General features: G+C 71.3%; 13 protein-coding genes. 4 read left to right on the top strand and 9 right to left on the bottom strand.

The window, feature by feature from the left end:
- A partial coding sequence (locus tag ABD205_RS14825; RefSeq protein ID WP_344046001.1) for a DUF4153 domain-containing protein occupies positions 1–2,161 on the top strand: 2,161 nt, incomplete at its 5' end.
- 10 nt (positions 2,162–2,171) lie between these two features.
- Positions 2,172–2,543 (top strand): FKBP-type peptidyl-prolyl cis-trans isomerase, encoded by a 372-nt coding sequence (locus ABD205_RS14820; RefSeq protein WP_344045999.1) that lies wholly within the window; start codon positions 2,172–2,174, stop codon positions 2,541–2,543.
- A gap of 64 nt (positions 2,544–2,607) precedes the next feature.
- On the opposite strand, the gene ABD205_RS14815 is transcribed toward ABD205_RS14820, so the two are convergent.
- Positions 2,608–2,820 carry an RNA-binding S4 domain-containing protein gene (locus tag ABD205_RS14815; protein ID WP_425573060.1) on the bottom strand — a complete coding sequence of 71 codons (213 nt, stop codon included), beginning with the start codon at positions 2,818–2,820 and terminating at the stop codon, positions 2,608–2,610.
- Positions 2,821–2,916: 96 nt separating this feature from the next.
- Entirely contained in the window at positions 2,917–4,161 is a 1,245-nt protein-coding gene (locus tag ABD205_RS14810) for a DUF445 domain-containing protein (RefSeq protein ID WP_344046444.1), read from the bottom strand.
- A gap of 76 nt (positions 4,162–4,237) precedes the next feature.
- Between ABD205_RS14810 and ABD205_RS14805 the strand changes: the two genes are divergently transcribed.
- Positions 4,238–4,633 (top strand): FAD synthase family protein, encoded by a 396-nt coding sequence (locus tag ABD205_RS14805; protein WP_344045997.1) that lies wholly within the window; start codon positions 4,238–4,240, stop codon positions 4,631–4,633.
- A gap of 46 nt (positions 4,634–4,679) precedes the next feature.
- Here ABD205_RS14805 and ABD205_RS14800 read toward each other — a convergent pair whose 3' ends face one another.
- Positions 4,680–5,024 (bottom strand): bifunctional 3-phenylpropionate/cinnamic acid dioxygenase ferredoxin subunit, encoded by a 345-nt coding sequence (locus ABD205_RS14800; protein WP_344045996.1) that lies wholly within the window; start codon positions 5,022–5,024, stop codon positions 4,680–4,682.
- Between the two features lie 48 nt (positions 5,025–5,072).
- Between ABD205_RS14800 and purU the strand changes: the two genes are divergently transcribed.
- A complete protein-coding gene (purU, locus tag ABD205_RS14795) occupies positions 5,073–5,933 on the top strand; it encodes a formyltetrahydrofolate deformylase (protein ID WP_344045995.1) in 861 nt (286 codons plus the stop codon).
- Positions 5,934–5,993: 60 nt separating this feature from the next.
- Here purU and ABD205_RS14790 read toward each other — a convergent pair whose 3' ends face one another.
- The 6 genes from ABD205_RS14790 to ABD205_RS14765 all read right to left on the bottom strand — a co-directional run bounded on the left by ABD205_RS14790 (position 5,994) and on the right by ABD205_RS14765 (position 12,397).
- A complete protein-coding gene (locus ABD205_RS14790; RefSeq protein WP_425573056.1) occupies positions 5,994–6,566 on the bottom strand; it encodes a GTP-binding protein in 573 nt (190 codons plus the stop codon).
- Positions 6,567–6,589: 23 nt separating this feature from the next.
- Positions 6,590–6,949 carry a DUF742 domain-containing protein gene (locus ABD205_RS14785; protein ID WP_344045993.1) on the bottom strand — a complete coding sequence of 120 codons (360 nt, stop codon included), beginning with the start codon at positions 6,947–6,949 and terminating at the stop codon, positions 6,590–6,592.
- 25 nt (positions 6,950–6,974) lie between these two features.
- A complete protein-coding gene (locus tag ABD205_RS14780; RefSeq protein WP_091119210.1) occupies positions 6,975–7,379 on the bottom strand; it encodes a roadblock/LC7 domain-containing protein in 405 nt (134 codons plus the stop codon).
- On the bottom strand, positions 7,376–11,059 hold the full coding sequence (locus ABD205_RS14775; RefSeq protein WP_344045991.1) for a sensor histidine kinase: 3,684 nt from the start codon (positions 11,057–11,059) through the stop codon (positions 7,376–7,378). The genes ABD205_RS14780 and ABD205_RS14775 overlap by 4 nt, the downstream gene beginning before the upstream one ends.
- A gap of 254 nt (positions 11,060–11,313) precedes the next feature.
- Positions 11,314–12,150, bottom strand: a complete 837-nt coding sequence (gene fdhD, locus ABD205_RS14770) for a formate dehydrogenase accessory sulfurtransferase FdhD (protein WP_344045990.1) — start codon at positions 12,148–12,150, stop codon at positions 11,314–11,316.
- A gap of 10 nt (positions 12,151–12,160) precedes the next feature.
- Entirely contained in the window at positions 12,161–12,397 is a 237-nt protein-coding gene (locus ABD205_RS14765; protein WP_344045989.1) for a DUF6457 domain-containing protein, read from the bottom strand.
- Positions 12,398–12,401: the final 4 nt, after the last annotated feature.

The following is a 12,401-nucleotide window of genomic DNA, read 5'->3' as shown; positions in this document are numbered from 1 at the left end:
CGACGGTGTCGCCGACGCGACGAGGCTCGAGTCGGCGCTGGCGCAGACCGAGCGGCTCGGCGACCTCGTCGCCGACCTGCTCGACCTCGCTCGTGTCGACGCCGGCAAGGCACCGCTCTCGCCCCAGCCCGTCACACTCGGACCGCTGCTGGTCGATGCCGTCAGCGACGCGGAGACGGCGGCTGGGGCGCTCGGCCGCGACGTCACGTACGACGTCCGGGTGCCCGACGGTCTCCTCGTCCGCGCCGACCCGGACCGGCTGCACCAGCTCGTCGCGAACCTGCTCGACAACGCCTCGCGCCACAGCCCGGCCGGTGGCGTCGTCTCGGTCGCGGTGTCGACCGACCGTGTCGAAGCTGTCGACGGCGCGGGTTGGTATCGCCTCGAGGTGGCCGACTCCGGTCCCGGCATCGCGCCGGCCGACCGGGAGCGCGTGTTCGAGCCGTTCGGGACGCTCAGCACCGCGAGCGGGACGGGCGGCACCGGCCTCGGCCTCGCCATCGCGCGCTGGGTGACCGAGCTGCACGGCGGCTCGATCAGCTTCGTCGAACCCGAGCACGGAGTCTCCGGTGCACGGGTCCGCGTCGATCTCCCCCTCCGGCCGCCCGACCGTCCCGCCGACCGCCAGGAGGTCTCCATGACACAACCGCCACCGACCGACGTGGCCACGACGCCGGACCCACAGCTCGTGCCGGCACCTGCTCCGCCTGCTGGGACGCCGGTCCCGCCGCGGCCGCTGCTCGACGACATGTTCGGGTCGTTCTGGCCCGAGCACGCCGTCCCGGCGCGCCTGCCGATCCTCGGTGCCGCCGTCGCGGTGGGCCTGTTCGCCGCCCTCGTGCTGCCCTTCCGCGACCTGGGCGCGGGCACCGTGCTGGTGCTCCTCGCCGCGGGAGCGGTCGTCCTGGCCGGCGCCCGCGACCGGCGCGACCCGTTCACGCTGGGCTGCGCCCTCCTCTGCGCCCTGCTTGCGCTCACCGCGGCAGTGCGGGCCGCGGACTGGATCGTCCTCCTGAGCCTGCTGGCCGGCGCCGTCGTCTGCGCCTGCGGCCTCACCCGCGGCCGCACCTTGCCCGGCTTCGTCCTCTCCTGCGTCTCGTGGCCGCTCGCCGGGCTCCGGGGTCTCCCCTGGCTCGGGCGCACCGCGGCCCGGGTGACAGGTCTGGGTCACGGCGCCGCGCTGCTGCGCACGCTCGTCCTCTCCATCGCCGGTCTGCTCGTCTTCGGGCTGCTGCTCGCGTCCGCCGACGCCCTCCTGGCCGAATGGGTCGACGCCCTCCTGCCGAACCTGACGATCGACACGGTCGTGCTCCGGGCGTTCGTCACGGTCGCGGTCGGCGGCACCGTGCTGGCGGCGGCGTACCTCGCCCTCAACCCGCCGCACGTCGATCGTGTCGCCCCTGCGGCCCGGCCCGTGAAGCGGCGCTACGAGTGGCTCGCTCCCGTGCTCGTCGTCGACGCGGTCTTCGCCGCGTTCCTCCTCGCGCAGGCCGCCGCCTTCTTCGGTGGCCACGACTACGTGCAGCGCAGCACCGGGCTGACCTACGCCGAGTACGTCCACCAGGGCTTCGGCCAGCTCACCGTCGCCACCGCGCTCACCCTGCTGGTGATCGGCGTCGCCGCCCGCAAGGCGCCCCGCGCGACGGCGTCCGACCGGCTCTGGCTACGAGCCGCGCTGGGCGTGCTCTGCGTCGAGGTGCTCGTCGTCGTCTGGTCGGCGCTCTACCGGATGCACCTCTACCAGCAGGCCTACGGCTTCACCCGACTCCGGCTGCTGGTCGACGTCTTCGAGGGCTGGCTCGGCGTACTGATCCTGCTGATGGCCGTCGCCGGCGTCGGGCTGCGCGGCTCGTGGCTCCCCCGCGCCGCTCTGCTGACCGGTGTCGCCGCGCTCCTGGGTCTCTCCGCCCTCAACCCCGACGCTTGGATCGCGGAGCACAACCTGGACCGGTACGCCGACACGGGCAAGGTCGACTGGGCCTACCTCCGGCTCCTCTCCGACGACGCTGTTCCCACGCTCGCCGACCACGGCGGCGCGTGCGCGCTCGTCGACCGGCAGCCGTCCGACGACGACTGGCTCGAGTGGAACCTCGGGCGCGCTCGCGCGGCCGATCACGTGCCGCTGCGACAGGCCGTCGAGGGCTGTGTGTCACAGGACTAGGGTGAGCCGCATGACTGAGAAGCCCGAGATCGACTTCTTCGACCCCGAACCGCCCGCAGACCTCGTCGTCACCGACGTCACCGAGGGTGAGGGTCCCGAGGCGACCGCCGGTAACACCGTGACGGTCCACTACGTCGGCGTCGCGCACTCCACCGGCGAGGAGTTCGACGCCTCCTACAACCGCGGCGAGCCGCTCCGCTTCCGCCTCGGCGTCGGTCAGGTCATCTCCGGCTGGGACCAGGGCGTGCAGGGCATGAAGGTCGGCGGTCGTCGCCAGCTCGTCATCCCGCCGCACCTCGGGTACGGCGACCGCGGGGCGGGCGGCGTCATCAAGCCCGGAGAGACGCTGATCTTCGTCGTCGACCTGCTCGGCATCTCCTGACCCTTGTCGCCGGACGTCATACGACTTGGTGGCTCCTGCGGCCAGGTCGTATGACGTCCGATGCCTACCAGGGGAGGTCGTCGGTGAACGTGGCTTCGTCCGCGACCCGGGCCGCCTGACCGCGCAGCCGTACGACGTCCCCGACGTGCAGCTGCCGACCCCGGCGCGTCTCGCTCTCGCCGTTGACGAGCACGTCACCGGCGGCGATGACCTCCTTGGCCTCGCCCCCGTGCTCGACGAGGCCGGCCAGCTTGAGGAACTGACCGAGCCGGATCATGTCCTCGCGGATCGGGACGTCCTGAGGCTCCGGCTCCTGCGACTTCGACCTATTCCGTCCGAACACGGGCATCAGTGAACCACCTCGTCCGAGCCGTCATCTGACCAGCACCGTGACGGCGTGGATGAACACCCCGACGAGACCGCCGACGATGGTGCCGTTGATGCGGATGAACTGAAGGTCGCGGCCGACGTGCAGCTCGATCCGCCGGGCGGCCTCCTTGCCGTCCCAGCGCTGGATGGTGTGCGTGATGATCGCGGTGACCTCGGCGCCGTACCTGTCCACGGCGAAGACGGCTGCGTCCGCGGCGAGCCCGTCGAGGCGGTTGCGCAGCTCCTCGTCGTCGAGCAGTCGCTCGGCGAACGTGGACAGCTCCCGGCGGATCCGCTCCATGAGCGCGCCGTCGGGGTCCCGGAGCGACGACGTGAGCACCCGGCGCAGCGCGTTCCAGACCGAGATGCTGGAGGCGAGCACCTGCGGGTGGTCGAGAAGCCGCTCCTTGAGCCGCTCGGCCCGCTCCTGGGTCGGCGGGTCCTCCTGCAGGTTCGTCGCCAACGTGACGAGCATCGAGTCGAACGCGGCGCGGGCGCGGTGGTAGGGGTCCTCGCGGATGTCCTCGACCCAGCGCACCAGCTCCAGGTGGATACGCGAGGCGACCCGGTCGTTGAGCGCCGGCGGCGTCCACCATGGCGCCCGCTCCCCGAGGACGTCGGTGACGGTCTCCTCGTTGGCGAGCAGCCACGCATGCAGCTCGACCAGCGCGAGGTCGACCAGCCCGCGCTGCAGGTCGTCGTCGATCGCCTCCTCGAGGAGGCCGCCCAGCAGCGGCGCGATCGACTCCTCCCGCAGCCGCGGGAAGAGCGCCTCGCTGAACAGGGCCGCGACGTGCTCGTCGCGCACGCGGGACAGCGCGGTCGCCGCGATGAGCGACAGCTCGTCGACGACCCTGCGCGCGTTGTCCGGCTCGCTCAGCCACCGGCCGACCCGCCGTGAGACGTCTGCGACCTGCATCCGGTCGCGGATGACCTCCTCCTGCAGGAAGTTCTCTCCGACGAACTCCTCCAGGCCGCGGCCGAGCTCGTCCTTGCGCTTCGGGATCAGCGCGGTGTGCGGGATGGGCAGGCCCAGGGGGTGGCGGAAGATCGCGGTGACGGCGAACCAGTCCGCGATGGCACCGACCATCGACGCCTCCGCGCCCGAGTTGACGAACCCGAGGAACCCGTCCTGGCCGAGCGTGATCAGGTAGATCACCGCGGCCAGCAGGAGCAGGCCGAGGGCGACGCTGCGCATGCGCCGCAGCGCCGTGCGGCGTACGTCGTCGGCTACGGGGTCGCCCACCATGAGACTCACGGGGCCGATTGTGCCTGGCCACCCGATAATTCAGCCCCGTCACACCCCGCGTGGGACACTCCACCCCATGGTTCGCACGGTCATCACCTTCGGAACGTTCGACGTCTTCCATGTCGGACACCTCCGGATCATCGAGCGCGCGGCGTCGTACGGCGACCGCCTGGTGGTCGGTGTCTCGGCCGATGCGCTCAACCGCGTGAAGAAGAACCGTGAGCCGGTGTTCACCGAAGGCGAGCGTCTGGCGATCGTCGGCGCGCTCAAGGCCGTCGACGAGGTGTTCGTCGAGGAGAGCCTCGAGCTGAAGCGCCACTACATCGAGAAGTACTCCGCAGACGTCCTGGTCATGGGCGACGACTGGGCCGGCCGCTTCGACGAGCTCACCGACATCTGCGAGGTCGTCTACCTGCCGCGCACACCGGCGATCTCGACCACGGCCCTCATCGAGAAGATCTCGAACGGCTGAGGCTTGAGTGCCTCGTTCACCCCGCGGTGGCCGAGACGCTCAACGGTCAGAAGCTGACGCCCGGCGGGAGGTTCGGGCGCTCGTCGGAGAGCGACACGTGGACGACCCCGTCGACGATCTCCACCGCGTGCGTCCGGATGGGCATCGTCGCGGGCAGGATGTCGACCTTGCCGGTGCGCAGGTCGAACGCCGAGCCGTGCAACGGGCACTCGATCTCGCAGCCCTCGACCCAGCCCTCGGACAGGGACGCGTTCTGGTGGCTGCAGGTGTCGTCGACGGCGTACACCTCACCGTCGTCGGCGAGCACGACGCAGATCGGGACGTCGCCGTCCGGCTCGAAGCGGATCGGCTCGTCGGGCACGAGGTCGGACAGCGGGCATACCGGGATCACAGCCGAGACAGTAGCGGCCGCCTCCAGCACTCGTGACACACTCCCGATGTGTCCGACCGAGCGACGTACGTGCTCACCGTCGACTGTCCCGACGGGCCCGGGCTGATCCACGCGGTGTCGGGCTTCCTCTTCGAGCGGTCGGGCAACATCCTCGAGCTGCAGCAGTACGAGAACCACCAGGCGGGGCGATTCTTCCAGCGCATCGAGTTCGAGACCCTCGACGGTGCGGTGACGATCGACCGGCTGCGCGCGGAGTTCGCCACGGTGGCGGCGCGCTACGGCATGCACTGGCAGCTGCGGGCGGCGGCCGCACCGTGCCGGACGCTGATCATGGTGTCCAAGGACGGCCACTGCCTCAACGACCTGCTCTTCCGCTGGCGCAACGGAGCGCTCCAGATCGAGGTCCCGGCGATCGCCTCCAACCACCGCGACCTCGAGCCGCTCGCGACGTCGTACGGCGTCCCGTTCCACCACATCCCCGTCACGACGGCGACGAAGGCCGACGCCGAGGGGCGCCTGCTCGAGCTCGTCGAGCGGGAGCGGATCGACCTCGTGGTGCTCGCGCGCTACATGCAGGTGCTGTCGGACGGTCTCTGCGAGACGTTGGCGGGCCGGGCGATCAACATCCACCACTCGTTCCTGCCGAGCTTCAAGGGCGCCAAGCCCTACCACCAGGCCTTCGACCGCGGGGTGAAGCTCGTGGGCGCCACCGCGCACTACGTCACCGGCGAGCTCGACGAGGGACCCATCATCGAGCAGGACGTCGTCCGCGTCGACCACCGTGCCAGCACCGACGACATCGTCGCGGCCGGCCGCGACGTCGAGGCCCAGGTGCTCGCCCGCGCCGTGAAGTGGCATGCGCAGACGCGCATCCTGCTCAACGGGCACAAGACCGTCGTCTTCCGCTGACGCCAACGCCGAGTCGGCGCCTGTGCAGGGTGCACAAGCGCCGACTCGGCGTTGCTTGGACTAGTTGGAGCGGGCCGACACCAGGGCGAGGACGTGCTCGACGAGGGAGATCAGCGAGGTCTTCGTGGACTCCCGGTCGCGGGCGTCGCACGTGATGACCGGCACCTCGGCGCGCAGCGCGAGCGCCTCGCGGATCTGGTCGGCGGTGTAGCGGTTGTCGTCGAAGACGTTGTGGGCGACCACGAACGGCACGTTGCGCGACTCGAAGTAGTCGACCGCGCCGAACGAGTCAGCCAGCCGACGGGTGTCGATGAGCACGACAGCGCCGATGGCGCCCTGGGTCAGGTCGTCCCACATGAACCAGAAGCGGTTCTGACCCGGCGTACCGAACAGGTACAGGATGAGATCGGAGTCGAGGGAGACCCGGCCGAAGTCCATGGCGACGGTGGTCGTCGTCTTGTCCGGCACGGCCGAGAGGTCGTCGACTCCGGCGCTCGCAGAGGTCATCACGGCTTCGGTGGTGAGCGGCATGATCTCGGAGACCGAACCGACGAAGGTGGTCTTGCCGACGCCGAAGCCACCGGCGATGACGATCTTGGCCGACATGGTCGCCTGGCGGGTGTCGGGAATCACGGGCGTTTCCTCCAAGGGGGTGGTCAGAGGTTGCGGAGTCCGCTGAGGACCCGCTCCAACAGGGCGGCATCGGGACGGCTGTCGGAGTCGGCAGAGGCAAGGGTGTGCACCTGCACGACGCCACGATCGGCGAGATCCGAGATCAGCACCCGCACGACGCCGAGCGGGAGCTTGATGAGCGCAGCGACCTCGGCAACGGAGCGGCTCTCGGCGCACAGCTCGGCGATGGCCGACTCCTCGGGGCTGCGGAAGCTGCCCGTCTCGAGATCGGGGTCGGTCTTGACGAGCGCCTCCAGCGGGTAGTCCCGCTTGGGCTTGGTGCGTCCGCCGGTCAGGGCATACGGCCTGACCAGCGGAAGCGGCTCGGGGGAAGCGTTGCTCACTACTCTCACCTCACGTCATGGTCGGTCAGGCACCGTCGGCGCCGGTCCGGGTAGCGGGCGTCAGGGCGCTGGTGACTCGCGAGATGAGCAGCTGCATCTCGTAGCCGACCTGGCCCAGGTCGCAGTCAGGGCTCGCGAGTGCGGCGAGGCTGGAACCCTCACCGACCGCCATCAGGACGAGGTAGCCACCGTCCATCTCGATGACCATCTGCTGCACCTGGCCGGCCGCGAAGCACCGCGCCGCGCCCATGGTGAGGCTGGTCAGGCCCGACGTGATGGCCGCGAGCTGATCCGCCCTGTCAGGCGGAAAGTCGCGAGAGCTCGCCATCGGCATGCCGTCGGCCGACACCAGGATCGCGTGCGCGATGTCTGGCGTGCGCTGGGTGAGGCTGTCGACCAACCAGTCGAGTCCGGCGCTGACAGTCGTCACTGGTGCTCCTCGTTTGCTCGGTTCTCGGACGCGTCGTAGGCGCCCGGAACGGTGATCTCTTCGCTGATGCCCTCGGCCATCGACTCCGGGGTGTCGGTGGTGCGGGCACGGCTGACGCCCTGCTGGAAGCTGGACAGGCCGCGGGTACGGCGGCGCTCCAGTCGCGGCAGCGGGACGACGTTCTCGGCGAGCGGCGCCTGCACGGCCGGGACGGGGACCGGGGCCGGGACCGGCGCGGCTGAGCCGGGCACCAGGTTGCGACCGGGCACGCGCACCGGGAGACCGTCCGGGGTGACCGGCGACTCCACGTCGCTGCCGACCGATCCGGCGAGCTCGGCGGCGCGCCGCCAGCCCTCGTCACCCGGCGAGACCCAGCCCGTGTCGACCGGCGTGGCCTCTCCGGTCGCGGCGTCGGGCTGCGCACGACGCGCCTCGAGCGGGGTACGCCGGGTGAACCACTCCGACTGGAGCGTGGCGAAGATCGACGTGTCGTCGTCGTTGTCCCCGCTCTCCTGGGCCAGTGCATCCTCGGCCAGCGCATCCTCGGCCAGTGCTTCCTCGGCCAGTGCTTCCTCGGCCAGTGCCTCCTCGGCCGACGGCGCGCTCAGCACGTCGGCGGCCAGCTCGGCGATCAGCGGGTCGAGCACGGGACCGCGGGGCGCTTCGGCCACGGGCTCGGGCTCAGGCACGGGCTCCGGCTCGGGCTCCGCAGCGGCCGCGGGCATCGGCGCGGGCGTCGAGGACGACGCGGAGCCGAAGGCGTCGAACGGCTTCTGCTCGGACGGCATGTTGTTGCGCGGGATCCGTGTCGGCAGGCCGCTCGACGTGAGCGGCGGCGGCGCCGGGGGCTCCTCCGGGCGGACGGGCTGCTCGGCACGGGCCGTGGGCGCCGCGTCGACCGGCGAGCCGGCGTCCGCCGGAGCATCGCCCGGAGTCGCGTCGGCAGGCGCGCCGTTGCTCGGTGAGCCGCCCAGCGACGTCGCGCTGCTGAGCGCCGCGCCGCTGACGAATCCGTTGAGGGGCTTGAGAGTGCCGTTGGTGCTGTTGGCGATCGGCGAGCCGTTGCGCTTCGTGATCGACCCCAACGGGTTCTTGATCGCACCACCGACGCCCTCGGCGCGGCCGGTGAGGTAGGTGTTGAGCAGCTCCTCCGGGTCGCGCAGCGGCACGGTCGTGGCGAACCAGCTCTTGGCCGGCGGCTCCGAGGCGATCGGGGTCGTCGGAGGCGTGTAGCCCTCCGGGGGCCTGACCGAGGCCGGCACGGACGGAGCGGACGGAGCCGGCGGCTCAGCGGCCTCGACGGCGGCGACCGGCTCGTCGACCGGCTCGTCGACCGGCTCGTCGACCGGCTCGTCGACCGGCTCGTCGACCGACTCCGACACGGGCTCGTCGACCGGCTCGTCGACCGACTCGTCGACCGACTCCGACACGGGCTCGTCGACCTGCTCGTCGACCTGCTCGTCGGACGCCTCGGACACCTCGTCGACCGACTCGGTCACCGGCTCGTCAGACGCCTCGAAGACCGGCTCCGACAGCGGGTCCGACAGCGGGTCCGACAGCGGGTCCGACAGCGGGTCGGCCACGGCGTCGGCCGTCGGCGCGGCGACGGGTTCGTCCGTCAGCTCGGGAAGTCTGAGCTGCTCGGGCAGGCTCGGCGACACACCGAGCGTGGCCAGCGGCGCGAGCGGGGTGGACGGCGCCACCGGCGCGAGCGGGCGATCCCCGAGGGGGTCGACGGCGTCGAGCAGGAGGGCCGAACGCGTCTCGGGCTGGACCAGTACGGCGGTCGGCACCTCGACCCGGGCGACGACGCCGCGCGGGCTGTTGGTGCGCAGCTCCACCGAGAGGCCGTGACGGTCGGCGAGCCGCGACGCCACGACGAGGCCCATCATGCGGGCGACGTCGGCGTCGAGACCACCGGCGCTGCGGAGCTTCTCGTTGGCAGCGTCGAGCTCGGGCGGCGTCATGCCGATGCCGAGGTCGCGGATCTCGATGACGAGCGGGCTGACCGGCGACGTACGGCTGGAGCGGACGACGACGGCCGTGTCCGGCGGCGAGAAGTTGGTGGCGTTCTCGATGAGCTCTGCGAGGAGGTGGACGAGGTCGCCGGCAACGCTGCCGCGGAACTTGGCCGTCTCGCCAGACTCGATCTCGACCCGTGCGAACTGCTCGACCTCGGAGCTCGCGGCGCGGAGTACGTCGAGGACCGGCACCGGACCACGGGCGCCCTGTCCCGTGTCGCCGCCGGCGAGGACCATGAGGGACTCGTCGTTGCGGCGCATGCGGGTCGCGAGGTGGTCGAGGCGGAACAGGTTCGCGAGGTGCTCCGGGTCCTGCTCCCCCGACTCGAGCTCGTCGATGAGCCGGAGCTGACGCTCGACCAGGCTCTGCGAGCGGCGGGACAGGTTCACGAACATCTTGTTGACGTTCGCACGCATCTGGGTCTGCTCACCGGCGAGGCGGACCGCCTCGGTGTGGACGGCGTCGAACGCCGTCGCGACCTCGGCGATCTCGTCCTGGCTGCCCACGTGGATCGGGGTGACGCTCAGGTCGCCGACCTCGTCGGACTCCTCCAGCTCGCGCACCCGGTCCGGGAGCCCGTGCCGGGCGATGTCCAGCGCCCCGTCGCGGAGCCGGTTGAGCGGCCGCAGGATCGAGCGCGCCACCAGGACGGTGGCGAGCAGGGCGAGGAACAGCACGAGGAGGACCGTGACGGCGCTGACGAGTGCGACGCGCTGGGCCGACGCCTTGCGGGCGTCCACCGCGTTGGCGAGGTCGGTCGCGGCGGTCGAGATGACGCCGGCCATCTGGGCCAGGAAGTCACCGGACGCGGCGTTCCAGGTGGCGACGTTCATGTGGATGGTCTCGGGGTCGCCCGTGCTGAGCACGGACTCGACACCGGACTGCATCGCGGCGTGCGAGCCGAGGAGGTCGCCGCTACCACCGTTGATCGTGTCGAACTCGGTCTGCGTCCGCGGTGACGTGTTCGCGTAAAAGAAGTCGCTCGCCGCGTGCCACGACTCGGTCGCCGTCGCGAGCGCGGTCAGGTCGAACTGGCTGATCTCGTGCTCCGCCAGAGCCTTGGTGACGAGCGTCCGCTGGTCGGCGAGTGCCTCGGCAGCGGTCCGGACCTCGCCGAGGGCGGAGGCCTGCCGGTAGAGCTCGTGCGCCGAACCGAGGTCGGGCAGGCGGCCCGCCAGTCCGAGCAGCAGGTTCAGGGTGTTCGTGTACTCGGTCTGCGCGAGCAACCGGGTCCCCGGCGCCGCCAGCTCGCTGCGGAGCTCCGGGAGGGACTTCAGCTGGCCCGTGATCGAGGCGAGGTCCTGCTTGAGCTTCGGGTCGTGCGAGGCGTCGATCGACTGCAGGCGTACCCGCCAGGCCTTGACCGCCCCGTCAGTGGTCGCCCGGACCACACCCAGCTGCTTGGGCGACACCTTGTCGGAGGAGCCGCTGTCGCGCTCGACCTGGAGCTGGAGCGCGAGCCGGAAGCTGTCGGGCAGCGCGCTGGCGATGCTCGCGGCGCGGGTGGCAGCCGAGCTGTCGCGTATGGCGGTCGCCATGCGCAGGCCACCGAGGCCGAGCGCGGCGAGCGTCGGGATGAGCAGGACCGCAACGAGCCTGGTGCGAATTCCGCGCCAAGCCTTGCGACGAGTGACACGAGTGGTCGATGGCTCCGCCATGCTCCCTCACCTCTGGACGACGCCTTGCATTGCGTGAAGGGCTCTGGCGACTCCCCTGAGTACGCCGGCTCCCTGCGCCTTTCCGATGTCGCTGACGTGGCCCCAAACCACGCCTGCCCCACCTGGCTCGGCAGCGCCAAAGTACGGCAATTGACACGACCGCACTCGAAGATGCAGAAATTCAAGGAAATTCGCCTCAACTGGCGAAGCGGACCTTACTTTCGCGTGCTTTCGGCGCCGTCTATCGCCGCCGGTCAGCCCTGGCTGCGGATGCGGTCGGCCCTGCTGTAGACGACCATCGACGCCCCGCGCAGGAACCCGACGACCGTCAGCCCTGCGTCGTCCGCGAGCTCGACGGCGAGCGAGGACGGCGCGGAGACCGCGGCGAGCACCGGGATGCCCGCCATCGACGCCTTCTGCACCAGCTCGAAGCTGGCCCGGCCGGACACCATGAGCACCGTGCCCCGCAGGGGCAGCTTCTCGTGCTCGAGCGCCCAGCCGACCACCTTGTCGACGGCGTTGTGCCTGCCGACGTCCTCGCGGACGACGAGCAGCTCACCGGTGTGCCCGTCGAACAGCCCCGCCGCGTGCAGACCGCCGGTCCGCTCGAACACCTCCTGCGAGGCGCGCAGGGCGTCCGGCATCGGGGCGAGCACGGCTGGGTCGACGACGAGCGGGTCCCCCGTGACGTCGTACGACGACCGGGTGCGGACCGCGTCGATGCTGGCCTTGCCGCACACGCCGCAGGACGACGAGGTGTAGACGCTGCGTTCGAGACCGAACTCCGGCACCACCACCCCGGGCGCGAGCTGGATGTCGAGGACGTTGTAGGTGTTGACGCCCTCGTCCGTCACGCCCGCGCAGTAGCGCGCGGTGCTGACGTCGTCGCGCTGCCGGACCACGCCCTCGGACACGAGGAACCCGGCCGCGAGCTCGACGTCGTGTCCGGGCGTGCGCATCGTGACCGCGAGCGGGCGCCCGCCGAGCCGGATCTCGAGCGGCTCCTCGGCCGCCAGATGGTCCTCGCGCACGCGCGGCTCGCCGCCCACCTCGAGTCGTGTCACCTTGCGGCGTACGGCGCGCTTCCGCATGCGACCGAGGTTAACCCTGGGCCGATGTGGCGAGATCGCGCGTGGCCCGGATGGCCTCGGCGACAGCCTCCGGCGTGGCGCCGGCGCGGCCCGCGGCGAGGCCGATCACGAACGCCGACACCGGCGCCGCCTTGCGCTCCACGGCGTGCGCGACGTCGCCGGCGATCGCCAGGATCGCCTCGATGTCGATCTCGGTGTCGACGCCCAGCTCGGCGGCGAGCCGGGGCACCCATTCCTCGACGGTCATGTCT

The organism is Nocardioides panacihumi (assembly GCF_039530925.1).
Lineage (GTDB): Bacteria > Actinomycetota > Actinomycetes > Propionibacteriales > Nocardioidaceae > Nocardioides > Nocardioides panacihumi.
The sequence above is the reverse complement of the archived record's forward strand: the minus strand, read 5'-3'. Positions and strand labels throughout refer to the sequence as shown.